We start from the raw sequence: 21924 nt of genomic DNA on the forward strand, positions 1-21924 counted from the left end.
GACGGTGCGCCGATACCCGTCCGAGGTCTGGTTCCGTGGCGCACCCGACCCAATATAACGAAACGGTAACTGCCTCACCACTCGGCAGGCCGCCCGCTCACTCCCAGTGCCGGTAATACCCCTGCACCAGCGGGTCGAGCTGCGCATACAGGTCGGGCGCCGCCGCGAGCAGCAGCCGTTTGCCCGCCGGAGCCCCGTCGAGGCCGCCCAGGGTCGCCCCCGCCTCCTGCGCGATGAGCGCGCCGGCCGCGTGATCCCACGGGTTCAGCCCGCGTTCGTAGTACGCGTCCAGCCGCCCGCAGGCGACCGAGCAGAGGTCGAGGGAGGCCGCCCCGATCCGCCGGATGTCGCGCACCTGCGGGATCAGCTCGTTCACGAACGCCGCCTGCTTGCGCCGGATCTCCGGGTCGTACCCGAACCCGGTCCCGACCAGCGCGAGCGGCAGCTCCACCCCGCTGTTCACCCGGATGGGCTCGCCGTTCAGCCGCGCCCCGCCTCCCAGAGCCGCCGTGAACACCTCCCCGGTGGACGGGTTCACGACCGCCCCCGCCAGCGTCCGCCAGGTCGCCGGGTCGGGGTCGCCCTCCACGACGGCGACGCTGACGGCCCAGGCGGGGATGTCGTAGAAGTAGTTGACCGTCCCGTCGATGGGGTCGACGACCCAGGTGAGCCCGCTGCTCCCCCGCTCCCCGCCGGACTCCTCGCCGAGGAACCCGTCGAGCGGACGCGAGGCTTCCAGCGCCCCCCGGATCAGGTCCTCGGCCTCCCGGTCGGCCCGCGTGACGATGTCCGTGATGGTCGACTTGGAGGCCGCGATCTCCACGCCGTCCCGCCTCCGCTGCAGCGCGAGGGCGGCCGCACGACGGGCGACGGTGGTGGCGATCTCGAGCAGCTCGGTGGGGATGGGCATGTGGTCAAGCCTGGCACAGCAGGCGGAACCGCCCTACAGCTGCGAAAAGGGATCCGGACGAACCGGATCCCTTTTCTTATACGGGTGGCGAGTGAGGGATTCGAACCCCCGAAGGCTACGCCGGCTGATTTACAGTCAGATCCCTTTGGCCGCTTGGGTAACTCGCCATTCGCGCCCGAAGGCGCCATGTAAGGATACTCGGCGCGCGCCGCCGAACGAAATCGGGGAGGTCAGGCCGCGAGGAGCACCGTCGGCGCGTCGGCCGAACGCGGCTCGGCGCCCTCGCGCACGAGCGTGAGGACCTCCGCCTCGGCGAACTCCGAGACCACCTGCGTCAGCAGTTCCCGCTCGGTCACGTCGAGCACCCGGCAGAGGGCCGCGAGGATCTCGGACGACGCCTCCTTGCGGCCGCGTTCGATCTCCGACAGGTACGGGATGCTGATGCGCGAGGTCTCCGAGAGCTCGCGCAACGTCGCGCCCCGCTCCGTCCGCAACCGGCGGAGCACGGAGCCGATCGCGTGCCGCATCAACATGCCTGAAGCCTAAGCCGACGCCCGGGGTCCGCGCCGATCCGATTTTCGGATTCCGCCCACAGCAGAATCCGTCCAGCCGCCCACGACTTCGCGACACTCCCCGACGCCTGCCGCCGATGTCGGTGGCCGCGCGCACAATCGTGGGCATGAGAACGTTGGAGATTTGCGAACGGTGCGACGGAACGGGCGCCGACCCGCAGCAGCACACCGAGGAGATCGCCCTCTGCGTCGAGTGCAGCGGCGACGGCTGCCACGTCACCTACTACGCCGAGCTCCAGCAGACGGCCTGACGGGCGAGCGACCGCGCCCCGCCCATAGACCGACCCGCCCGTAGACTGGAGGGTGTCCGGCCGGCTCCCGCTCGCCGGACCCGTGCGCGGGAAGGGACAGCACCATGGCAGACTCCTCGTTCGACGTCGTCAGCAAGGTCGACAAGATGGAGGCGGACAACGCCGTCAACCAGGCCCGCAAGGAGGTCGAGCAGCGCTACGACTTCAAGAACGTCGGCGCCTCGGTCGAGTGGAGCGGCGAGTCCGTGCTCCTCAAGGCCAACACCGAGGAGCGGGTGAAGGCCGTGCTCGAGGTCCTCGAGTCCAAATTCATCAAGCGCGGCATCACCCTCAAATCGCTCGACACCGGCAAGCCGTTCCCGTCGGGCAAGGAGTTCCGCATCGAGGTCGGGCTGAAGAACGGCATCGAGCAGGACGCCGCCAAGAAGATCAACAAGCTGATCCGCGACGAGGCGCCCAAGAGCGTCAAGTCGCAGATCCAGGGCGACGAGCTGCGCGTCAGCTCGAAGAGCCGGGACGACCTCCAAGCGACAATGGCCCTCTTGAAGGGCGCCGACCTGGACGTGGCCCTGCAGTTCGTGAACTTCCGCTGAGCGCCCCGCGCAGCCACCGCGCGACCTGCCCGTAGGCCTCGACGCGCGCCTGCTCGCGCGACAGGAACACGTCGTGGAGGGCGCCGTCGATACGCGCGACCGTGACGGTCGGTGCGAGCCGCAGCGCACGCACGGCGATGTCCTGCACGAGCAGGACGACGTCCGAGCTCAACATGTCCGGCGTCCAGTACGGCAGCAGCGTCGAGCGCGCCGACAGCAGCGTGAGCACCGGAACGTCGATCGACAGCCCCGCCGCGACGCGGGTGTGCCCGGCGAGGACCGCGGTGAGCCAGGCCGGATACACCGTGAACCCGCGCACCGGCCGCCAGGTGAGGTCGTAGTCCCACTCGCCGTCCAGCGTCCGCGACACCGAGCGGGTGTAGAAGCCGAGGTCGACGTTCGGCATCGCGGCCTTCGGCTCGATCCGGGACTGGAGGTCGACCAGCGGCGCGAGCATCGCCCGGCCCGCCGAGTGCGCCTGGAACTCCAGCCACGGGCTGTTGAGGATGAGCGCCGACGCCCGGCCAGGATGCCGATCCGCCCAGAGACTCAGCGTCAGGCCGCCGGTCGAGTGGCCGAGCAGGATCAGCCGGCGGTGCGCGCGCTCGCCCTCCGCGTGGCCCATTGCGCTCAAAGCCGCCTCGATGTCGGCGTCGTACGTGTCCAGCGAGTCGACGAACCCGGGGGTCTGGCCGGGCCGGAGGCTGCGGCCGTACTTGCGCAGGTCCAGCGCGAAGAAGCGCGCGCCCTGGTCGTGCCAGAACCGCGCGAGGCCGGTCTGGAAGAAGTAGTCCGACCAGCCGTGCACGTACAGGACATCGGTGTCCTCGGCGGGGCGGCCGGGCCGGAGGTCGGCGAGGTGCGGCCACGGCTCGTAGCGCACGAGCGTCGCGACGACCTCCCCCTCCGCGTCGTGGCCGAGCGGGAGCGTCGCCTGCTGGAACCCGGCGCCGAGGACGTCGGGGCGCCACTCCGCTGGGCCCACCATGACTCCAGCGTGCCAGACCGGAGGGGCCGGATGCGAGAGGGTGTCGGTCGCGAGAGGCGTCCGCCGGACGGACCTACTCCGCCGCGGTGGCCTCCACGGCGGCGCCGTTCGACGCGCGGAGCATCTCGTCGCGCGGCACGACCTTGATGCGGGCGCGTCCGCGCTCGGCGCCGAGCGCCTGCTCGTGCGCGTCGAGGTTGTGCCAGCCGTCCAGGTTCGTGTACTCCACACCCCGCTCGCGAAGCAGGTTCTCCACAGATTCCTCGGAGGGGTCGGCGGGAGACCACCAGTTGCCTTGATCGTTGATCACATGCTTGATCGTCTCCATCGCATCCGACTTCGTGTGACCGATGAGGCCCACCGGGCCCCGCTTGATCCACCCCGTCGCATACACGCCGTACATGCGCTCGTTGTCGCGGTTGCGCAGCACCTGGCCCTCGTGGTTCGGGATCACGCCGTGCTTCTTGTCGAACGGGATCCCGGGCAGCGGCGACCCGAAGTAGCCGACCGCGCGGTAGAGCGCCTGGATCTCGAGCTCCCGGATCTCGCCGGTGCCGCGCACGCCGCCCGCGCCGTCGGACTCCGTGCGCTCGTAGCGGATGGCGCGGACGTTGCCGTCCTCGTCGCCGAGCACTTCCAGCGGCTTCGCGTAGAAGTGCAGGTGCAGGCGACGGGAGGCCGCGCCGACCTCGCGCTGCCGCCATTGCTGCAGCACGCGGTCGATGACCATGACCTGCTTGTTGCTGGCGATGGCGTCCTTGGAGTGCTCGTCGTACTCGAAGTCCTCGTCGTAGACGATCATGTCGACGTCGCGCAGCTCGCCGAGCTCGCGCAGCTCCAGCGGCGTGAACTTCACCTGCGCCGGGCCGCGCCGCCCGAACACGTGGACGTCGGTCACCGGCGAGTTCTTCAGGATCTCGTAGACGTTGTCGGGGATCTCCGTCGGCAGCAGGTCCTCGGCGTGCTTGGCCAGGATGCGCGAGACGTCGAGCGCCACGTTGCCGTTGCCGATCACCGCGACGGACTCGGCCTCCAGCGGCCAGGTGCGCGGCACGTCGGGATGGCCGTCGAACCAGCTCACGAAGTCGGCCGCGCCGTAGGAGCCGCCGAGGTCGATGCCCGGGATGTCGAGGGCGGAGTCGTGGACGGCGCCGGTCGCGAAGATCACGGCGTTGTAGTGGTTCTTGAGGTCGTCGAGGGTGATGTCGACGCCGTAGGTGACGTTGCCGAAGATCCGGATGTCACCGCGGTCGAGCACCTCGCGCAGCGCGGTGATGATGCCCTTGATGCGCGGGTGGTCGGGGGCGACGCCGTAGCGCACCAGCCCGTAGGGCGCGGGAAGGGCCTCGAAGAGGTCGATCGAGACGTCGAAGCCGCGCTCCGCCTTGAGCAGGATGTCAGCGGCGTAGATCCCGGCCGGGCCGGCGCCGACGATCGCCAGTCGCAGTTTGGTCATGCGTTGATTCCTTCGTGCTCAGCTCGAACGTTCGACGATCGTGTCGGCGAACCGCACGAGCGCCTTCTTCACGGGGCCGTCGGGCAGCGGCTCGAGCGCCTCCACGGCCTCCCGAGCCCAGCGGTGCGCCTCCTCGAGGGTCTCCGCCGTGACCGCGTGCTCCCGGAGCGCGGCGATCGCCGCGGTGGCCTCCGGCGTGATCTCGCCCTCCTCGGCCGTCCCCATGACGTCGCGCTCGAGACGCTCCAGCAGGGCGCGCGCCTCCGGGTCGGCGTCGGCGCGCTGCCGCAGCTTCAGCACGGGGAGGGTGGCGACGCCCGCGCGGAGGTCGTTGCCCGGGGTCTTGCCGGTCTCGGCCACGCCGACGGACGACAGGTCGATGACGTCGTCGATCAGCTGGAACGCGACGCCGATCTTCTCACCGAAGGTCACGACGGGCTGCTCGTAGGCGGTGTCGGCGTTCGAGAACGCGACGCCCATCTGGGCGGCCACGGCGATGAGGGAGCCGGTCTTGTCCTCCAGCACGCGGATGTAATGGGCGATCGGGTCCTCGCCGTCCTGCGGCCCGATGGTCTCGTGGAGCTGGCCGAGGCACAGGCGCTCGAACGTGTCGGCCTGCAGCTGGATGGCGCGCTCGCCCAGTGCGGAGACGAGCTTGCTGGCCCGGGCGAACAGCAGGTCGCCGGTGAGCACCGCGACGGAGTTGCCCCACACGAACTGGGCCGTGGGCACACCGCGGCGCATCTGCGAGTCGTCCATGACGTCGTCGTGGTAGAGCGAGGCGAGGTGGGTGATCTCGACGGCCTGGGCGGCCTGCAGGACACGCGGGGTGTTGCCGTCTCCGAGCTGCGCCGTGAGGAGCGTGAGCATCGGACGCACGCGCTTGCCGCCGGCCTCCAGGAGGTAGCGGGTGGTGACGTCGGCGAGATTGTCGGCGAACCGCATCTCGCGGTGCAGCGCCTCCTCGACCTGCGCGAGGCCGTCGTCGACGGCGTTGGCGACCTGACGGTCCTCGCCGCGGATGAAGATCCGCTCGGTCAGGCCGAGCTGGCTGCTGAGCGACGCGGGTCGCCGCACGGCCGGAACGCTACGTGGCACTTACTCCCCCTCGGATGGGACGGCGGACGTCGAGTCTTCGGAGCCGACGGGGCGGCCGGATCGCGACTTCGCGGCGGACCCGGAGGTGGCGGACCCGGAGGTGGGCTTGCGGGTGGCCGGCGTCGCGGACTTCGCTGGCGCGGGCTTGGTCGCGGCGGGCTTGGCAGCAGCGGGCTTGGCGGCCGCGGGCTTGGCCGCAGCGGGCTTAGTCGCAGCGGGCTTAATCGCGGCGGGCTTGGCGGCAGCGGGCTTGGCCGCGGTGGACTTGGCCGCAGCAGGCTTTGCCGCGGGTTTCGCGGCGGGGGGCTTGGGCGCAGCGGGCTTGGTGGTGGACTTCGCCGCAGGTGCCTTCGCGGCGGCGGACGTCTCGGGCTTCGCCTCCGCGGGCTCCTTCGCCGTGGTGGTCGCAGACTTCGCGGCCGGCTTCTTCGGAGCGGGCTTCTCACCGGTCGCCTTCTCGGCCGCCGGCTTCTGGGCTTCGGCGGGCTCCTCCGCCTCCACCGGCTTCCACCCGCGGTGGAGCGCCACGATCCCCGCGGTCAGGTTGCGCCAGGCCACGCGCTCGAAGCCGGCCTCGCGCATCCACGATGCCAGCGCGGGCTGGTTCGGCCACGCCTCGATGGACTCCATCAGGTACTCGTACGCCGCGGGGTTGGAGCTCGCCACCCGGGCCAGCACCGGCATCCCGTAGCGGAGGTACGCGCCGTAGCCCGCGCGGATCGCGGCGACCGGAGGCTGGGAGAACTCGCACACAACGACCCGGCCGCCCGGCTTGGTCACCCGGTAGAACTCGGCGAGCGCCGCCCGCGGGTCCACGATGTTGCGCAGGCCGAACGAGATCGTGACCGCGTCGAACGTGTCGTCCTCGAACGGCAGCGCCGTGGCGTCCGCCTGCACGAACGTGATGAACGGGTTGCCGGCCTGTCTGCGCCTGCCGACCTCGATCATGCCCTCGGAGAAGTCGGCGGCGACCACGCTGGCCCCGTTACGTGCCAGCGAGGCGCTGGACGTGCCGGTCCCGGCCGCGACGTCCAGGATCGTCTCCCCGGCGCGCGGCCCGACGGCTCGGGTCGTCGCCAGCCGCCACAGCGTCGCGTTCCCCATCGAGAGGACCGTGTTGGTCCGGTCGTAGTGGGTCGACACCTCATCGAACATGGCGGCGACCTGGGAGGGCTGCTTGCGGAGGTCGGCCTTACTCACCCCCCCAGCTTAGGCTGCGCCGACATGCCGTGCATTTCGGGGGCCTCGCCGGCCCATGCCGCACCGGGCCAACGCCCAGCCGCCGCGCATCCGGCCCCCAGCGGCCCGGGCGTAGGCTGGTCCGGTGACAGCACCCTCGACCACCCGCCGGGCTACGGGCGTGACCGCCCTGTCGGTCGAGACCACCCCCCTCGACGACGTCCGGCATCTCGTTCCGTTCCTCGACTCCCGCCGCCCCCTGGTGTGGATCCGCAAAGGCGAAGGGATCGCCGGCATCGGCGAGGCGCTGCGCCTCGAGTTCCGCGGGCCGGAGCGCATCCGGCAGGCGTCGGCTGCCTGGCGGGCGACCGTCCAGGCCGCGACGATCACGGACTCCGTGCGGACGCCGGGCACCGGCCTGGTCGCGTTCGGGACCTTCGCGTTCGACGACGAGAGCTCGGCCACGAGTGTCCTGATCGTGCCGGAGATCGTCCTCGGGCGCCGTGGCGGGCGGAGCTGGATCACCCGGATCACGCCGCTGGACGACCCCAGGGCGCGCAGCGGCGCCGCGGAGCGGAACGAGCTGCCGCGGCCGATCGCGTTCGGCGACGAGTACCGGCTCAGCCTCCTCCCGGCCGGGCTGGACGAGGGCGGCTACGAGTCGGCCGTCGCGACCGCGGTGGAACGGATCCGCGAGCACGACCTCTCCAAGGTGGTCCTGGCGCGGGAGCTGGCCGCGCACCTGCCGCTCGAGTCCGACGTCCGCCGGGCGCTGGTCGAGCTGGCCCTCGGCTACCCGGACTGCTGGACGTTCGCCGTCGACGGTCTGGTGGGATCCTCCCCCGAGACGCTCGTGCGCGTGCACCACAGCACGGTGACGGCCCGGGTGCTCGCCGGGACGATGTCGCGCGGCCGCGACGCCGACAGCGACCGCGCCTCGGCGCTGGCCCTCGCGGGCTCGGCGAAGGATCAGGGCGAGCACCGCTTCGCCGTGTCCAGCGTGCTCGACGCGCTCCGCCCGCACAGCGCGGACCTCGCCGCGAGCGACGAGCCGTTCACCCTCAAGCTGCCGAACCTCTGGCACCTCGCGACCGACATCGCCGGCACGCTCAGCGACGGGTCGAGCTCGCTCGATCTCGCGGACGCCCTCCATCCGACCGCGGCCGTGGCCGGGACGCCGACGCCGGAGGCGCTCGCGCTCATCCGCGAGCTGGAGCCGTTCGACCGCGGGCGGTATGCCGGCCCGGTGGGCTGGGTCGGCGGCGACGGCGACGGCGAGTGGGCGATCGCCCTGCGCTGCGCGCAGCTGGAGGAGACCGGCGACCTGACGGCCTACGCGGGCGCAGGCATCGTGGCGGACTCCGACCCGGCGAGGGAGTACGCGGAGACGACCATGAAGTTCCGCCCGATCGTCGAAGCCTTCGGCTGAGCGCGCGCTAGCTCGCCGCCAGCCGCGCCCGCTCGACCTCCAGGTCGTAGTCCGGCGCCGGCCACTCCAGCTCCAGGTCCTCCAGGGCGTGGATGAGGAGGTGCTGCACCGCGAGCCTGGCGTACCACTTGCGGTCGGCCGGGACGACGTACCAGGGCGCATACGCCGTCGAGGTGCGGTCGAACACGACCTGGTAGGCGTCCTGGTAGCTGTCCCAGAGCAGCCGCTCGTCCACGTCCCCCGTCGTGTACTTCCACTGCTTGTCCACGCGCTCCAGCCGGTCGGCCAGGCGCTTCTTCTGCTCGCTCTTGCTCAGGTGCAGCATCACCTTGACGATCGTCGTCCCCGACTCCGCCAGCTCCAGCTCGAACTCATTGATCGCGTCGTAGCGGCGGTCGATCTCCTCCTCCGGCGCGAGGCTGCGGACCCGGCCGATCAGGACGTCCTCGTAGTGCGAGCGGTCGAAGACGCCGACCTCCCCCGCTGCGGGCACGTGGTTCCAGATCCGCCAGAGGAAGTCGTGTGAGAGCTCCACCTGCGTCGGCTTCTTGAAGCCCGCGTAGCGCACGCCGCCCAGGTTCATCTGCCCGACGACGTGGGTCACGATGCCGCCCTTGCCCGCGGTGTCCATCGCCTGCAGCACGAGCAGCACACTGCGCTTGTCGCCGAGCGTCCCGGCCGCGAACAGGCGCTCCTGCAGGTCGGCGAGGATCGCGGCGCCCTCGGCGAGTGCCGTCACGCCGTCCTTCTTGCTGCCGTCGTATCCCGGCGTCCCGCGGGTGTCGGCGGCGGCGAGCGCGAAACCTCCGCCGACGCGCAGCAGCGGGTCGGGGTCCTCAGCCCAAAACGTCTCGCGTCCCATCGTCGCCTCCTCGCCCGGGTCGCACCGTCCGTCGGTGGACCGTACCGCCGATCGTACGGCGCGATCACACTCCTGCCGCGTCGAGCACCGGCTCGAACGCGTCCGGCCGGTGCAGAAGCACCCGCGTCCTCACTCCCTCCGGGAACAGCCGGGCCACATCCGCCGGCCGTGCCCGGTCGTCCACGATCACGTCGATCGTCTCGCGCCAGCGCCCGTCGGGCATCCGCTGAAGCGTCGCCTCCCAGGTGAGGCCCGGCGTCTCGCGCGCCTGCAGCCGCAGGTGGATGCCGACCGCGCGGCGGCGGCCGAGCAGCGAGAGCAGGCCGCGGTAGATCGCCGTGCGCCGGGTGGGCGCCAGCCACGGTTCGAGCGCACGCACCAGCACGTCCGCGCTCCACAGGATGGTCGTCGCGAGGCCGCCGCGGGACTGGTACACGTCGACCGCGTAGACGCCGGGGAGCCTGCGCAGCGACTGGCGCAGGGCGCCGCGCGTGATGCCCTCCTCCACGGTGGAGTGCAGGTACAGCGGGACGGCGGCCTGCGCGGTCAGGCTCCCGGCCCGGAGCGCTGCGCGGTCGTGGACGCGCTGGCCGTCGCCGAAGAACGGCCGGAGCTCGCCCAGCAGTGCGGCCACGGCGGCGTCCGGCGGGTCGGTCTCGATGGCGCCCGCGGTGTCGGCGTACGCGATGGCCTGGTGCAGTGCGCCGAGCCGGAAGCCGGGGGCGAGAGCCGGTCCGGCCTTGACGGTCACGAGCACGCGCGAGCCGTCGAGGTCCAGCCGCACCGGATTCTCGCGGCCGTCGATGCGCGGGACGAGGTCGAGCACGTGCTCGATCGCCAGCGTGCGGATGCCGGGCGGGATCGGCAGGCGCCCGAGCGGGGTGCCGGCGACGACCAGGTGCGTCACGGCGAAGCCCGCGGCGTGCGCGCGCACCGCGATCTGCGCCGCGACCATGCCGCCGAGGCTGAACCCGGAGAGCACGACGGGCTCGTCGGGCCGGATGCCGGCTTCCCGCATCGTCTCCAGTGCGGCCCGGGTGATGGTCGCCTCGCGCTCGGCGCCGATCACGAGGTCGGCGGTCAGGTCGTTGGGCGCGATCCCCGGCCGCGGATGCCAGGACTTGGTGCTCGGGAACTGCACGATCCAGTGCCGCACGCCCTCGTGCTCGCGCTCCACCAGCCGGATGACCGCGGTGTCGATGCGCTCGTCCAGGTCCGGGTCGCAGAGGTCGTCGATCTCGCGCTGGCTCAGCAGCAGGTCGCGGAGCGTGTGCACCGACCGGCGGCGCATCGCGCCGGCGGCGAGCCCGGGCGTCCCGAGCGGGTCGGGGGACGGCCCGAGCTCCAGGCCGAGCAGCCCGGCCGGCACGTCGGGGAGGCCGGGCGTCGGCGTGTAGACGTCGCCGGCGCTCTGGTCACTCCACCAAGTGAGGAAGTCGTGCAGGAGCGGGAACCGCCGCTCCAGGAGGTCGTCGTAGCCGAGCAGCACGGCGTCGTGCCCGTCGCGCAGCAGCCCGCGCCTACGCCCGAGTCCGACCGTCTTGCGGAGCAGCGCCGGGAGGGTGAAGACCGCCAGGTAGGGCCGGGCACGCCAGCGCGGGAGCACGATCCCCACCAGCCCGATCAGGAGGGCGAGCGGCGCGAGCACCCAGCCGGCGGCGCGTGCGAGGCCGCCGGTGAGCCGGGGCGCGGCCGTGAGGTAGAGGCTGCTGAGCACCGTCCGTCTGGCTCGGCGGCGCCGCGGCGCGGGCACCCGGAACGGGTAGCGTTCGCGCGTCCCGCTCTGGACGGCGTACCAGACCCATTCGGCTGCGAGCGCCAGGAGGCCGGCCACCGCAGCGACGACGACCGCGACGATCCCGAGCGCGAGGAGCGCCAGCCCGGCCGCGAGCGCGACCGGCACGCCCACGATCAGACCGGCCACGAGCCCCGCCCAGCCGCCGGGGGTCCTCCCCCGCCATACACGAGGGGGCAGCTGGCTGAGCATGCGGTCAGCCTAACCGCGACCCCTGCCACGGCGTCCGCGCACTGCCGTCTAGCCAGGTGCGCCGCGGCACCGCTACGTTGTGCACACCGATCGAGAGGAGCACATCGTGAACGGCTTCTGGAACTTCATCTGGCTGATCTTCTGGGCGTTCGCCTTCGTCGCCTACCTGATGGTGCTGTTCACGATCCTGGTCGACCTCTTCCGCGACGACAAGCTCAACGGCTGGTGGAAGGCCGTGTGGGTGATCTTCCTGATCTTCGTGCCCTTCCTCACCGCGCTGGTCTACCTGATCGCGCGCGGACGCGGCATGGCCGAGCGCAACGCGCGGGACCGGCGCACCGTCCCGGAGGACACGGACTACTACACGCATCCCACACCGTCCGCCACGCCGGCCGCCGACATCGAGCAGGCGAAGGCACTCCTGGACAAGGGCGTGATCAGCCAGAACGAGTTCGACGCGCTGAAGGCGAAGGCGCTCGGCAACCGTTTCTGACGGCGACCGGAGGTCTTCGGCCACGACTCAGGCGCTTTTGAGGGCGACTCAGGCTATCCTGCGATACGACACGCCTAACTTCATCACGCGATGGCCTTGCATTCGACTCAGGTGGATGTAATATTCATGTATGCCTGTACCCATCGCAGAGGCCGTCAGTCCCCGACGGCTCATCAGAGACGAAGTCTTCGTTCGTCTCCTCGACGCCATCGTCGACGGGGACCTCACTCCCGGAGAGCAGCTCTACGACGCTGAGATCGAGAAGTGGGTCGGAGTCTCCCGCACGCCCGTCCGCGAAGCCCTGAACCAGCTCGCGGCCATGGGGCTCGTGGAGATCATGCCGCAGAAGCGCACCCGCGTCACTCCGATCGACCCCGAACGCCTCCGCGCGCTCATCGACACCGTCGGCAGCCTCCTCACCGGAATCGTGCGCGACGCGACGCCGCTCCTCACCGAGGACGACAAGGACGCCCTCCGCGCCTTCACGGAGCGGTTCGGGGACGGCGACGGGATGGCAGAGCTCGTCAAGGAGCGCGTGCTCACCGACGGCTTCGTCAACGTCTTCCTGCGCCGCCTCGACAATCGCACGCTCGCGAAGCTGTTCACGCGCCACCTCCCCGAGGTGCGCCGGGCGCTGATCGCTGCGCCGTCCTCGAAGGCGTTCACGAAGGGCGCGCCGCACCTCGCGTCCGCCGTCGCCGCGGCCGTCGCCGGCAACGGCGCCAAGGCCGCCGCTGGCGTGTCCGACTTCTGGAACAAGGGGCTCGTCACCGTGGTGGACGAGTTCGGAACGAAGGCCGCACTCTCTGGGAAGGAGGGGCGCTGATGCCGCTCCCCGTCAAAGACTCCGCACCCGTCGAGCGCCAGCTCCTGCGCGATGTCGTCTACAACCGCCTCTACGAGGGCATCCTCGACGGCACCCTCGAGCCGGGCGAGACCCTGCTGGACGAAAAGCTCACGGCCTGGCTCGGCGTCTCCCGCACGCCGATCCGCGAGGCGCTGATGAAGCTGGCCGACATCGGCCTGGTCGAGATGGCGCCGAACCGCTACACGCGCGTCGCGCCCATCGACCTCCGCGCCATCGACGAGGCGATCTACACGACAGGGCTCCTGCACGAGTACGCGGCCCGCACCTCGGTCCCGAACCTCGACAACGCCGCGCTCGGCCGTCAGGACAAGGCGGTCAAGGAGATCCGCAAGGCCGCCAAGTCGAACAACCTCCCGGCCCTCGGCCGCGCGGTGAACGACTTCTTCGTGGAGTTCGAGCGCAACAGCGGCAACGACGTGCTGCTCGCGATCAGCGAGGGCCTGAGCCCGCAGGTGCTGCGCTATGTCGCCGTGTGGAAGCGCCCGTTCGACACCGACGAGCTGCCCGCCCGCGTCACGGAGATCCACGACGCCGCCAAGGCGCACGACGGCGACAAGGCCGGTGACCTGGTGCGCGCTCTGTTCGCGCCGACGCTCGCGCAGTTCCTCTCGGACTACCGCCGCAGCGACGAGGACATCGAAGAGAGCCCCGTGGTCTGATCCGGACCCGCACGTCCGTGCCCGGCGCCTGTCTCAGGCGCCGGGCACACGTGCGTTCGGGCTCAGTACTCGGCGTCGACGGCGGCCCGGCCGGAGACCACCGACCGGATGTACGCGGCGACCTTCTCGTGCTCGGGGTGCTCGACGTAGCGCTGCAGGGCGGCCTCGTCCGCGAAGTCGCTCACGAGCACGATGTCGAACTCATTCGCCGGCAGGGAGTTGAGCCCCACCTCGAAGCGCTGGATCTCCGGGACGACCGCGGGCAGCGACTCCAGCCCGGCCTTGATGCGGGCGGCCTGGTCGGCGCGCTCCGCCTCCACGGTCGACGCGAGCTTCCACATGACGACGTGACGCAGGGTCAACGGTCCTCCTCCAGCAGGGCGGTGCGCAGGCGCGCCTGGTCGACGCGCCAGTAAGTGTGCTGCCGGCCGTCCACGAGCACGACCGGGATGTCCTCCACGTAGCGCTCGTGCAGCCCGGCGTCCTCCAGGATGCTGAGCTCCTCCACGCGCACCTCGGGGGCGCCGGCGGGGAGGCCGTCGATCACCGAGCGGATCGCCTCCCGTGCGTCGTCGCACAGGTGACAGCCCGGCTTGCCGATGAGCGTGACGGTGACGGTGGACACGGCATCCAGCCTAGCCCGCATGCGGACAGCAGAAAGCGCCGGACCTCACGGACCGGCGCTCGAGCAGCAGACGCTGAGGTCTACTTCTTGTTGCGACGCTGGTGGCGCGTCTTGCGAAGAAGCTTGCGGTGCTTCTTCTTCGCCATACGCTTGCGACGCTTCTTGATAACGGAACCCACGTAGACCTCACAAAGTTAGGGGTTTGCCGCGGAGTACGCGGCGACACAAGGAGACAGTCTACCCGACTTCACGCCGAGTCCGCGACGCCGCCGTCCAGATGCGGCCGCACGGCCTCCAGCGTCTGCGCCACGGCGGACTCCGGAACGCGGAACGACCGGCCGAAACGGATCGCCGGAAGCTCACCGGAGTGGACGAGCCGGTAGACGGTCATCCGGGAGACGCGCATCATGTCGGCCACCTCGGCGACCGTCAGGAAGCGCACCTCGCGAAGAGCGTTCGAGCCTCCATCGTGAGCCATGCGGTGTCCCTTTCTTGCCCGTCATCGTACTCGGGTCGTGACGACGGGGAACTAGGGAACTCTAGTCCCTGCGCCACTTCTTCGGAGTGACGCGCTCCACCCGGCGCCGGGTGTCCGCGAGCACCTTGCCCACCGTGCTGGCGAACTCGCGGGTCTCGTCGGCGAGCTGCACCGAGTAGGCGGACAGGTCGACGTCCGAAGCGGTGAACGGGATGATCCAGTCCTCCACGGCCTCCAGTGGCGTCGGGTCGATCCGGTAGTACCGGTGCTGTCCCTCCTCGCGGACCGACACCAGCGAGGCCTCGCGCAGCACCTTCAAATGCTTGGACACGGTGGGCTGGCTGAGCTCCAGCGTGGCCACGATCTCCGAGACCGAGATCTCCCCGGCGGGGCGCGCGTCATCCGAGTTGCGGTCGAGCAGCACTTTGAGGATGTCGCGCCGAGTCGGGTCGGCGATCACGTCGAAGATGTCGGCCATTGCACCAGGCTAGTCGTACGGGTGTCGGAGTACCATGTCCGAAGCTGTCGATCCGAAGCTGTCGGGAGGAACGGACGATGCGCACGACGCAGCCGGTTCGGCGCGGGCCCGCTGCCGCGGGGGGACGTGTCCGGGCGGCGCTGAACGGCTTCGCCCAGCGGAGTCCGTCGCGGTTCGCGATCCTCGTCTTCACCCTCCTGATCCTCGTCTTCACCCTGCTGTTCTCGCTGCCGGTCTCCTCGGCGTCCGGCACGTGGACCGGCCTGGCCGACTCGCTGTTCACCGCCGTATCCGTCATCTGCGTGACCGGCCTCTCGACGGTCGACATGGCGACGCACTGGTCGGTGTTCGGCCACCTGCTCGTCTACATCGGCGTGCAGGTCGGAGCGGTCGGCGTGCTCACGATGGCGAGCATCCTCGGGATGATCGTCTCGCGCCGCCTGGGGCTGCGCGCGAAGCTGATGGCCGCCAGCGACAGCAACCCGCTGCGGATCCACGCCGGCCCGGTCGCCGAGGGCCAGGCGGTGCGGCTCGGCGACGTCGGCAAGCTGCTGCGCACCGTCGCGATCAGCATGGTCGTCATCGAGGGCGGCGTCGCCCTCCTGCTGTTCCCGCGGATGCTGATCGCCGGGATGGACGTCGGCACGTCGATCTGGGAGAGCCTGTACTACTCGGCCATGGCCTTCACCAACACCGGTTTCGCGCCGAACACCGAGGGCCTGACGCCGTTCGTGGAGGACTACTGGTTCCTCGGCGCGCTGATGATCGGCGTGTTCCTCGGCGCGATCGGCTTCCCGGTGATCCTGGCGCTGGCCTCCAACCTGCGCAAGCGGCGACGGCGCTGGTCCATCCACGTCAAGCTCACCCTGCTGACCTCGGTGATCCTGCTGGTCGCGGGCGCGGTGCTCTACATCGTGCTCGAATACGACAACCCGAAGACGTTCGGCCACCTGGACGCCGGGCACACGGTGTTCCAGTCCTTCTTCCTGTCGACGATGAGCCGCTCGGGAGGCTTCTCCACCATCCCGATCTCCGACCTGCACGGGTCGAGCCTGCTGGTGACCGACATGCTGATGTTCATCGGCGGCGGGTCGGCTTCCACCGCGGGCGGCATCAAGGTCACGACGCTCGCGGTGCTGTTCCTCGCGGCGTTCGCCGAGGCCCGCGGTGTGGAGTCGATGGACGCGTTCAAGCGCCGCATCCCGATCGACGTGCTGCGGCTGTCGGTCGCGGTCGCGCTGTGGGGCGCGACGATCGTGGCGGTGTCGAGCATCCTCATCCTGCAGATCACGAAGGCGCCGCTGGACCACGTGCTCTTCGACGTCATCTCCGCGTTCGCGACCTGCGGCCTGTCGACCGGCCTCACGGAGCATCTGCCCGACCCCGGCGTCTACGTGATGGCGGCCACGATGTTCTGCGGCCGCGTTGGTACAGTGACTCTCGCCGCGGCGCTGGCGCAGAGCCAGCGCAAGCAGCTCTACCAGAACCCCGAGGAGAGGCCGCTCGTTGGTTGACCGGATCAAGCACAACGCGCCCGTCCTCGTGATCGGCCTCGGCCGGTTCGGCGCGGCGACGGCGGGGCAGCTCGACCGGCTGGGCCGGGAGGTCCTGGCGATCGACACCGACGCCGGGCTGGTGCAGAAGTGGGCCGACCGCGTCACCCACACGGTGCAGGCGGACGCCCGCTCGATCGAGACGCTCCGCCAGATCGGCGCAGAGGACTTCTCCATCGCGGTGGTCGCCGTCGGGTCGTCGATCGAGGCGAGCGTGCTGATCACGGCGAATCTGGTCGACCTCCACGTGCCGCAGATCTGGGCGAAGGCCATCTCGCAGTCGCACGGCAAGATCCTGGAGCGGATCGGCGCCAACCACGTGATCTACCCGGAGGCGGAGGCCGGCGAGCGCGTCGCGCACCTGGTGTCAGGTCGGATGCTCGACTTCATCGAGTTCGACGACGACTTCGCGCTGGTGAAGATGTACCCGCCGAAGCCGATCCGGGGGCTGAACCTCACCGAGTCGGGCGTGCGGACCAAGCACAACATCACCGTCGTCGGGGTGAAGAGCCCGGGCAAGCCGTTCACCTACGCGACGGCGGACACGGTGGTCTCCAACCACGACCTCATCATCGTCTCCGGCACCTCCGGCGATATCGAGCGCTTCGCGGCGCTCGACTCGTAATCGGCCGGTTACTCGCCGGCGAGCTCGCGCGCCCGGGCCAGGGCGGCGTCGGTCGCGCGCGCGAACAGCTCGGGGAGGTCGGCCTCCGCCAGCACGCCGATCGCGCGCTCGGTGGTGCCGTTCGGGCTGGTGACGCGGCGGCGGAGCTCGGCGGGATCCTCACCGGAGGAGACCAGCAGCTCGGAGGCGCCGAGGAACGTGCCGTTGACCAGCGTGCGGGCCTGCTCGGGCGTGAAGCCCTTTCCGATCGCCGCAGCGGTCAGCGCCTCCACCAGGAAGAACACGTACGCCGGGCCGGAGCCGGAGATGGTGCTGAGCGCGTCGAGCTGCGACTCCGGCACCTCCACTACCTCCCCGACGGTCTCGAACAGCGCGCGCACCAGCGCGAGGTCGTCGGGCTCGGTGCGGGTGCCGGGGCTGATGCCGGTGACGGCCTTGCCCACGACCGCCGGCGTGTTCGGCATCGAGCGGACGACGGTCACGGACTTCGGCAGCAGCGACTCGAATTTCGCGATCGTGACGCCGGCCGCCACGCTGACCACGATGGCGCCGGGCGTCAGCGAGTCGGCGATCTCGCGCAGCAGGTCGGGCACCATCCCCGGCTTCACGGCGACGATCACGAGCTCGGCGCCGTCGACCGCCGCGCGGTTGGCGTCGCCGTCCTCCTCGGTCGCGAAGGCGGTGACGCCCGGCACACCGGCGAGCTCGGCGGCGCGCTTCTTCGACCGGTTGGTGACCCGGATGCCGCCGTCGACCTTCACTCCCGGCGCGGTCAGCCCGGAGAGGATGGCGCGCCCCATCGAGCCCGCTCCGAGCATCGCGATGGTGGGCAGCGTGACGTTCTTCGTGTCGCTCATGGGCCCATCCTAGGATGAGGTCATGAGCGCAGAAGGTGGCACCAGGGCGATCGTCGCGGCCTTCGCCGCCAACCTCGGGATCGCCCTGACCAAGTTCATCGCGTGGGCGTTCTCCGGGTCGTCCTCGATGCTCGCGGAGGGCGTGCACTCGGTCGCCGACTCCGGCAACCAGCTGCTCCTGCTGCTCGGCGGACGCCAGGCCAAGAAGAAGGCCGACAAGGAGCACCCCTTCGGCTACGGCCGGGAGCGCTACGTCTACGCGTTCGTCGTCTCGATCATCCTGTTCTCGGTCGGCGGCGTCTTCTCGCTGTACGAGGGCGTGGAGAAGCTGACGCATCCGCACCCGCTGGAGAACTGGTGGCTGCCGCTGCTGGTGCTCTTCATCGCGATCGGCCTCGAGTCGTTCTCGCTGCGCACGGCCGTCCACGAGTCGAACCCGCTCCGCAAGGGGATGTCGTGGCCGCAGTTCATCCGGCGCGCGAAGGCCCCCGAGCTGCCGGTCGTGCTGCTGGAGGACGTGGCGGCGCTCACCGGTCTGGTCTTCGCGCTGATCGGCGTCGGGCTCACGATCATCACCGGCAACGGCGTCTGGGACGGCATCGGAACCGTCCTGATCGGCCTCCTGCTGGTCGCGGTCGCGATCGTGCTCGGCATCGAGACCAAGAGCCTGCTGGTCGGCGAGGGCGCCTCCGACGTCGACGTCGCCGCCATCGAGAAGGCGATCCTCGCCGGCGACGAGGTCGAGCGCATCATCCACATGCGCACGCTCTACCTGGGGCCGGACGAACTGCTCGTGGGAGCCAAGCTCGCCGTCGCGGGCGAGCAGAACATGCTGGAGGTCTCGGCCGCGATCGACACGATCGAGCGCCGGATCCGCGACGCCGTCCCCGTCGCACGGGTCATCTACATCGAGCCGGACGTCTGGGTCGACCCCAACGAGCAGCACCCCGCCACCGACACCATCATCGTCAAAGGACTCGAGTGACCCGCACCGCGCTGATCCTGCAGCACGACCCGTCCATCCACCTCGGCAACATCGGTCCCGTGCTCGTGGAGCACGGCTACGACCTGCGCATCGTCGACGTGACGACGGAGGACGTGTCCGCCCTCGACCCGCAGGACGCGGACCTCGTCGTCGTGCTCGGCGGCGAGATGGGCGCGTACCAGACCGAGCAGTTCCCGTTCCTCTCCGCCGAACAGGACCTGCTGCGCGCGCGTCTCGACGCGGAGCGGCCGACGCTCGGCGTGTGCCTGGGCGCGCAGCTCATGGCCGGCGCCCTCGGCGAGCGCGTCTACAAGGGCGACACCATGCAGATCGGTTTCCGCCGCGTTGAGCCGACGGAGGCCGGGGCGACGTCGCCGATCCGGCACTTCGACGGCGTGCCCGTGGTGGAGTGGCACGGCGACACGTTCGAGCTGCCGGAGCGGGCGACGCGACTGGCGTCGTCCAGCGACTACTCGAACGAGGCGTTCGCGATCGGCGGCTTCGCGCTGGCGGTCCAGTTCCATCCCGAGGTGACCGACGAGATGCACGAGAAGTGGGTCGCGGACGGGTACAACGAATTGGACGAGCACGCGATCGACCCGGAGGCGATGCGCGAGGACCGGGCGCAGTACTCCGCCCGGATGCAGGAGGCCTCCCGCGCCGCGTTCTCGGAGTGGCTGGAGGCGCTGCCGCGCTAGCCCCCGCCCGTCAGCGCTTCGCGCGGAAGAAGTCGAGCAGCAGGTCGGCGCACTCCTCGGCGAGCACGCCCGGGTACACCGACACCTGGTGGTTGAGCCTCCGGTCGCGCAGCACGTCGTAGACCGAGCCAGCGGCTCCGGCCTTCTCGTCCCACGCCCCGAACACCACGGTCGGGACGCGCGCGGCCAGCACGGCTCCGGCGCACATCACGCACGGCTCCAGCGTCACGACGAGCGTGCAGCCCTCCAGATGCCAGTCGCTGCGGGTCGCCGCGGCCGCTCGAAGCGCCAGGACCTCGGCGTGCGCGGTCGGGTCGCGGTGCAGCTCGCGCTCGTTGCGTCCCGTTCCGATGACCTCGCCGTCCTCGTCCAGCACGAGCGCCGCAACCGGCACGTCCCCGGTGTCGAAGGCGAGCCGCGCGTCGGCGACGGCACGGCGCATCCACCGCTCGTAGTCGGCGGGCACGGGAAGGGTCACGGTTGCTCCTGGCTGGGGTCCTCGTCGGAGGCGGGTTCGGCTAGCCTTGAGCCTATGCGAGTGCACGTAGCGGACCACCCCCTGATCACCCACAAGCTCTCCGTGCTCCGCAACAAGGAGACCCCGTCGCCTGTCTTCCGGGCGCTGACCGAGGAACTCGTCACCCTGCTGGCGTACGAGGCCACCCGCGCCGTGCGCGTCGAGCCCGTCGAGATCCAGACCCCGGTGACCACCACCATGGGCGTCACGCTCAGCCAGCCGCGTCCGCTCGTCGTGCCGATCCTGCGCGCGGGCCTCGGGATGCTGGAGGGCATGGTCCGGCTGATGCCGACCGCCGAGGTCGGCTTCCTGGGCATGGCGCGCAACGAGGAGACCCTCGAGCCGACCACGTACGCCGAGCGCCTCCCGATGGACCTCTCCGACCGGCAGTGCTTCGTGCTCGACCCGATGCTGGCGACCGGAGGCTCGCTGGGCGCCGCGATCGACTTCCTGTTCAGCCGCAACGCCGTCGATGTCACGGCCATCTGCATCCTCGCCGCGCCCGAGGGCCTGGAGGCCCTGGAGAAGGCGACCCAGGGCCGCGATGTCACCATCGTGCTCGGCGCCCTGGACGAGCGGTTGAACGAGAACGGATACATTGTGCCCGGTCTCGGCGACGCTGGAGACCGTTTGTACGGCACTGTGTAGAGTCTCCGAAGCCTCTGCAACAATCCGTAACGATTTGACACGACGTGTCACGGGACGGTTTACTTCTCAACATGACTGACAACTCGCGCACCCTGACCTCCTTCGAGGCCCCTGGGGATGCCGGCATGATGATGCCCGGCCGCGACTCGGTCATGTGTTGCCGAATGTGTCGCTAATCTGACGACCCTTTCGCCGAGCGGTCTCCCTCCGACGCAGACGAGCGTCGGCTCCGGGTACAGCTCCCCGGGCGCGCCACACGAACGCACCCGCGCATCAGTCCCTTTCTGAACAGGGACACCTCGTCACACCGGAAAACCCGTCTCCGGCGCATCCTCCTCTCATCCTCGAGGAACAGCCGCACCCGGGTCCGGACGCATCATCATCACCGAAGGACTCCCCTCCCATGTCTCTCGCAACCGTCGACACCCTCCGTCCCTCCACTTCCGTCGCCCCGACCGCCGCTGCCGCTCCGGCACCGCGCCTCCGCGCTGTCCCCGAGGGGACAGAGGCCCGCGGCTTCGTCCTCTACGTCGGCATCGACGAGCTGAAGGCCGCGGCCTCCGGCACCGATCTCGGCCGCATCGTCGAAGCCCTCAAGCAGCTGACCGCCGAGCTCGCCCCGGCCTCCGAGACCTACGCCGCCGTCGCCCTGGCCCCGGCCGGCGCCGGCGGGCGCGACGTGGACGTGGTCCGCCTCGCCCTGCAGGACCCGGCCGCGATCGCCAAGCACCGCCACGTGGCGACGGTCGACGAGGACGAGGACCGCGCCTCCTCCGGCGTCGTGGTCGACATCTCCCGCAAGCGCCTCATCCTCGACAACCAGACCGTCTCGCTCACCTACAAGGAGTTCGAGCTGCTGCAGTACCTGGTGCTGCGCGAGGGCCGCACCATCGAGCGCGCCGAGCTGATCTCCTCGCTTTGGTCGAACGCCGACGAGGACGAGATCCCGAACGAGCGCACCATCGACGTCCACGTCCGCCGCCTGCGCGCGAAGCTGGCGCGCTACGAGGACATCGTGCGCACCGTCCGCGGCGTCGGCTACCGCTTCGACCGCCACGCGGACGTGTCGATCCGCCACGCGAGCGCGCCGTCTCCCGACCTGTTCTGAGGCGCCG

27 protein-coding genes and 1 tRNA gene are annotated in these 21924 nt (G+C 70.5%); 12 read left to right on the forward strand and 16 right to left on the reverse strand.

Annotated elements, in window-relative coordinates; translation table 11 throughout:
- Positions 1-97: 97 nt before the first annotated feature.
- The 3 genes from F1C12_RS11185 to F1C12_RS11195 all read right to left on the reverse strand — a co-directional run bounded on the left by F1C12_RS11185 (position 98) and on the right by F1C12_RS11195 (position 1443).
- Positions 98-910 carry an inositol monophosphatase family protein gene (locus F1C12_RS11185; protein WP_185275097.1) on the reverse strand — a complete coding sequence of 271 codons (813 nt, stop codon included), beginning with the start codon at positions 908-910 and terminating at the stop codon, positions 98-100.
- Between the two features lie 85 nt (positions 911-995).
- Positions 996-1077 (reverse strand) — tRNA-Tyr (locus F1C12_RS11190).
- Between the two features lie 63 nt (positions 1078-1140).
- On the reverse strand, positions 1141-1443 hold the full coding sequence (locus F1C12_RS11195; RefSeq protein WP_185275098.1) for a helix-turn-helix domain-containing protein: 303 nt from the start codon (positions 1441-1443) through the stop codon (positions 1141-1143).
- A 146-nt stretch (positions 1444-1589) separates the two neighbouring features.
- Here F1C12_RS11195 and F1C12_RS11200 point away from each other — a divergent pair, with 146 nt between their 5' ends.
- On the forward strand, positions 1590-1733 hold the full coding sequence (locus tag F1C12_RS11200) for a hypothetical protein (RefSeq protein WP_185279113.1): 144 nt from the start codon (positions 1590-1592) through the stop codon (positions 1731-1733).
- Positions 1734-1837: 104 nt separating this feature from the next.
- Positions 1838-2326, forward strand: coding sequence for a YajQ family cyclic di-GMP-binding protein (locus tag F1C12_RS11205; RefSeq protein WP_185275099.1), 489 nt, complete (start codon positions 1838-1840; stop codon positions 2324-2326).
- Here F1C12_RS11205 and F1C12_RS11210 read toward each other — a convergent pair.
- The 4 genes from F1C12_RS11210 to F1C12_RS11225 form a co-directional block, all read right to left on the reverse strand.
- Entirely contained in the window at positions 2232-3314 is a 1083-nt protein-coding gene (locus tag F1C12_RS11210; protein WP_185275100.1) for an alpha/beta hydrolase, read from the reverse strand. The two genes, F1C12_RS11205 and F1C12_RS11210, sit on opposite strands and share 95 nt — an antisense overlap.
- A gap of 73 nt (positions 3315-3387) precedes the next feature.
- On the reverse strand, positions 3388-4770 hold the full coding sequence (locus tag F1C12_RS11215; protein WP_185275101.1) for an FAD-dependent oxidoreductase: 1383 nt from the start codon (positions 4768-4770) through the stop codon (positions 3388-3390).
- A gap of 18 nt (positions 4771-4788) precedes the next feature.
- Positions 4789-5847 carry a polyprenyl synthetase family protein gene (locus F1C12_RS11220; RefSeq protein ID WP_185278913.1) on the reverse strand — a complete coding sequence of 353 codons (1059 nt, stop codon included), beginning with the start codon at positions 5845-5847 and terminating at the stop codon, positions 4789-4791.
- 21 nt (positions 5848-5868) lie between these two features.
- Entirely contained in the window at positions 5869-7068 is a 1200-nt protein-coding gene (locus F1C12_RS11225; RefSeq protein ID WP_258045849.1) for a demethylmenaquinone methyltransferase, read from the reverse strand.
- A gap of 124 nt (positions 7069-7192) precedes the next feature.
- Between F1C12_RS11225 and F1C12_RS11230 the strand changes: the two genes are divergently transcribed.
- A complete protein-coding gene (locus F1C12_RS11230; protein WP_258045850.1) occupies positions 7193-8476 on the forward strand; it encodes an isochorismate synthase in 1284 nt (427 codons plus the stop codon).
- Between the two features lie 7 nt (positions 8477-8483).
- Here the strand turns inward: F1C12_RS11230 and F1C12_RS11235 are convergent, their stop codons facing one another.
- Together F1C12_RS11235 and F1C12_RS11240 are read right to left on the reverse strand one after the other, a co-directional pair.
- Entirely contained in the window at positions 8484-9338 is an 855-nt protein-coding gene (locus F1C12_RS11235; RefSeq protein WP_185275102.1) for a PPK2 family polyphosphate kinase, read from the reverse strand.
- Positions 9339-9402: 64 nt separating this feature from the next.
- Complete coding sequence (locus F1C12_RS11240; RefSeq protein WP_185275103.1) at positions 9403-11325, reverse strand: hypothetical protein; 1923 nt, start codon at positions 11323-11325, stop codon at positions 9403-9405.
- 106 nt (positions 11326-11431) lie between these two features.
- Here F1C12_RS11240 and F1C12_RS11245 point away from each other — a divergent pair, with 106 nt between their 5' ends.
- From F1C12_RS11245 to F1C12_RS11255, 3 genes are all read left to right on the forward strand, one after another.
- The gene (locus F1C12_RS11245; protein ID WP_374939528.1) at positions 11432-11818 is read left to right on the forward strand and encodes an SHOCT domain-containing protein; all 387 of its coding nucleotides are present in this window, start codon (positions 11432-11434) and stop codon (positions 11816-11818) included.
- Between the two features lie 130 nt (positions 11819-11948).
- Entirely contained in the window at positions 11949-12644 is a 696-nt protein-coding gene (locus F1C12_RS11250) for a GntR family transcriptional regulator (RefSeq protein ID WP_185275104.1), read from the forward strand.
- Positions 12644-13345 (forward strand): GntR family transcriptional regulator, encoded by a 702-nt coding sequence (locus F1C12_RS11255; protein ID WP_185275105.1) that lies wholly within the window; start codon positions 12644-12646, stop codon positions 13343-13345. The genes F1C12_RS11250 and F1C12_RS11255 overlap by 1 nt, the downstream gene beginning before the upstream one ends.
- Positions 13346-13407: 62 nt before the next feature.
- Here F1C12_RS11255 and F1C12_RS11260 read toward each other — a convergent pair whose 3' ends face one another.
- The 5 genes from F1C12_RS11260 to F1C12_RS11280 form a co-directional block, all read right to left on the reverse strand.
- Positions 13408-13707 carry a Dabb family protein gene (locus F1C12_RS11260; RefSeq protein WP_185275106.1) on the reverse strand — a complete coding sequence of 100 codons (300 nt, stop codon included), beginning with the start codon at positions 13705-13707 and terminating at the stop codon, positions 13408-13410.
- Positions 13704-13970: a glutaredoxin family protein gene (locus tag F1C12_RS11265; RefSeq protein ID WP_219732606.1), complete on the reverse strand. Its 267-nt coding sequence runs from the start codon at positions 13968-13970 to the stop codon at positions 13704-13706. Before F1C12_RS11265 ends, F1C12_RS11260 begins: the two co-directional genes overlap by 4 nt.
- Before the next feature lie 80 nt (positions 13971-14050).
- Complete coding sequence (locus tag F1C12_RS11270) at positions 14051-14149, reverse strand: 30S ribosomal protein bS22 (protein WP_003792170.1); 99 nt, start codon at positions 14147-14149, stop codon at positions 14051-14053.
- 68 nt (positions 14150-14217) lie between these two features.
- Positions 14218-14448 (reverse strand): helix-turn-helix domain-containing protein, encoded by a 231-nt coding sequence (locus tag F1C12_RS11275; RefSeq protein WP_185275108.1) that lies wholly within the window; start codon positions 14446-14448, stop codon positions 14218-14220.
- A 61-nt stretch (positions 14449-14509) separates the two neighbouring features.
- Entirely contained in the window at positions 14510-14926 is a 417-nt protein-coding gene (locus tag F1C12_RS11280; RefSeq protein WP_185275109.1) for an ArsR/SmtB family transcription factor, read from the reverse strand.
- A 77-nt stretch (positions 14927-15003) separates the two neighbouring features.
- Here F1C12_RS11280 and F1C12_RS11285 point away from each other — a divergent pair, with 77 nt between their 5' ends.
- The gene (locus tag F1C12_RS11285; RefSeq protein WP_185275110.1) at positions 15004-16440 is read left to right on the forward strand and encodes a TrkH family potassium uptake protein; all 1437 of its coding nucleotides are present in this window, start codon (positions 15004-15006) and stop codon (positions 16438-16440) included.
- A complete protein-coding gene (locus tag F1C12_RS11290; RefSeq protein WP_185275111.1) occupies positions 16433-17104 on the forward strand; it encodes a potassium channel family protein in 672 nt (223 codons plus the stop codon). Before F1C12_RS11285 ends, F1C12_RS11290 begins: the two co-directional genes overlap by 8 nt.
- Positions 17105-17112: 8 nt before the next feature.
- Here the strand turns inward: F1C12_RS11290 and proC are convergent, their stop codons facing one another.
- On the reverse strand, positions 17113-17961 hold the full coding sequence (proC, locus tag F1C12_RS11295) for a pyrroline-5-carboxylate reductase (RefSeq protein WP_185275112.1): 849 nt from the start codon (positions 17959-17961) through the stop codon (positions 17113-17115).
- Between the two features lie 22 nt (positions 17962-17983).
- On the opposite strand from proC, the gene F1C12_RS11300 reads away from it, so the two are divergent.
- Together F1C12_RS11300 and F1C12_RS11305 are read left to right on the forward strand one after the other, a co-directional pair.
- Complete coding sequence (locus F1C12_RS11300) at positions 17984-18946, forward strand: cation diffusion facilitator family transporter (protein WP_185275113.1); 963 nt, start codon at positions 17984-17986, stop codon at positions 18944-18946.
- Positions 18943-19644, forward strand: coding sequence for a glutamine amidotransferase (locus F1C12_RS11305; protein WP_185275114.1), 702 nt, complete (start codon positions 18943-18945; stop codon positions 19642-19644). The genes F1C12_RS11300 and F1C12_RS11305 overlap by 4 nt, the downstream gene beginning before the upstream one ends.
- A gap of 10 nt (positions 19645-19654) precedes the next feature.
- On the opposite strand, the gene tadA is transcribed toward F1C12_RS11305, so the two are convergent.
- Complete coding sequence (tadA, locus tag F1C12_RS11310) at positions 19655-20122, reverse strand: tRNA adenosine(34) deaminase TadA (protein WP_258045851.1); 468 nt, start codon at positions 20120-20122, stop codon at positions 19655-19657.
- Between the two features lie 54 nt (positions 20123-20176).
- Between tadA and upp the strand changes: the two genes are divergently transcribed.
- Both upp and F1C12_RS11320 read left to right on the forward strand, forming a co-directional pair.
- Positions 20177-20809: a uracil phosphoribosyltransferase gene (upp, locus tag F1C12_RS11315; RefSeq protein ID WP_185275115.1), complete on the forward strand. Its 633-nt coding sequence runs from the start codon at positions 20177-20179 to the stop codon at positions 20807-20809.
- A 403-nt stretch (positions 20810-21212) separates the two neighbouring features.
- The gene (locus tag F1C12_RS11320; protein ID WP_185275116.1) at positions 21213-21917 is read left to right on the forward strand and encodes a winged helix-turn-helix domain-containing protein; all 705 of its coding nucleotides are present in this window, start codon (positions 21213-21215) and stop codon (positions 21915-21917) included.
- The last annotated feature ends 7 nt before the right edge of the window (positions 21918-21924 follow it).

This window comes from Leifsonia shinshuensis (assembly GCF_014217625.1).
GTDB classification, from domain to species: domain Bacteria; phylum Actinomycetota; class Actinomycetes; order Actinomycetales; family Microbacteriaceae; genus Leifsonia; species Leifsonia shinshuensis_A.

Excerpts from the sequence above, each read along its gene's own strand:
- F1C12_RS11185 (WP_185275097.1), bottom strand. The coding sequence starts at position 910 with ATGCCCATCCCCACCGAGCTGCTCGAGATCGCCACCACCGTCGCCCGT.
- F1C12_RS11215 (WP_185275101.1), bottom strand. The coding sequence starts at position 4,770 with ATGACCAAACTGCGACTGGCGATCGTCGGCGCCGGCCCGGCCGGGATC.
- proC (WP_185275112.1), bottom strand. The coding sequence starts at position 17,961 with ATGAGCGACACGAAGAACGTCACGCTGCCCACCATCGCGATGCTCGGA.
- F1C12_RS11235 (WP_185275102.1), bottom strand. The coding sequence starts at position 9,338 with ATGGGACGCGAGACGTTTTGGGCTGAGGACCCCGACCCGCTGCTGCGC.
- F1C12_RS11195 (WP_185275098.1), bottom strand. The coding sequence starts at position 1,443 with ATGTTGATGCGGCACGCGATCGGCTCCGTGCTCCGCCGGTTGCGGACG.
- F1C12_RS11255 (WP_185275105.1), top strand. The coding sequence starts at position 12,644 with ATGCCGCTCCCCGTCAAAGACTCCGCACCCGTCGAGCGCCAGCTCCTG.
- F1C12_RS11210 (WP_185275100.1), bottom strand. The coding sequence starts at position 3,314 with ATGGTGGGCCCAGCGGAGTGGCGCCCCGACGTCCTCGGCGCCGGGTTC.
- F1C12_RS11250 (WP_185275104.1), top strand. The coding sequence starts at position 11,949 with ATGCCTGTACCCATCGCAGAGGCCGTCAGTCCCCGACGGCTCATCAGA.
- F1C12_RS11285 (WP_185275110.1), top strand. The coding sequence starts at position 15,004 with ATGCGCACGACGCAGCCGGTTCGGCGCGGGCCCGCTGCCGCGGGGGGA.
- upp (WP_185275115.1), top strand. The coding sequence starts at position 20,177 with ATGCGAGTGCACGTAGCGGACCACCCCCTGATCACCCACAAGCTCTCC.
- F1C12_RS11280 (WP_185275109.1), bottom strand. The coding sequence starts at position 14,926 with ATGGCCGACATCTTCGACGTGATCGCCGACCCGACTCGGCGCGACATC.
- F1C12_RS11320 (WP_185275116.1), top strand. The coding sequence starts at position 21,213 with ATGTCTCTCGCAACCGTCGACACCCTCCGTCCCTCCACTTCCGTCGCC.
- F1C12_RS11205 (WP_185275099.1), top strand. The coding sequence starts at position 1,838 with ATGGCAGACTCCTCGTTCGACGTCGTCAGCAAGGTCGACAAGATGGAG.
- F1C12_RS11275 (WP_185275108.1), bottom strand. The coding sequence starts at position 14,448 with ATGGCTCACGATGGAGGCTCGAACGCTCTTCGCGAGGTGCGCTTCCTG.
- F1C12_RS11240 (WP_185275103.1), bottom strand. The coding sequence starts at position 11,325 with ATGCTCAGCCAGCTGCCCCCTCGTGTATGGCGGGGGAGGACCCCCGGC.
- F1C12_RS11200 (WP_185279113.1), top strand. The coding sequence starts at position 1,590 with ATGAGAACGTTGGAGATTTGCGAACGGTGCGACGGAACGGGCGCCGAC.
- F1C12_RS11300 (WP_185275113.1), top strand. The coding sequence starts at position 17,984 with ATGAGCGCAGAAGGTGGCACCAGGGCGATCGTCGCGGCCTTCGCCGCC.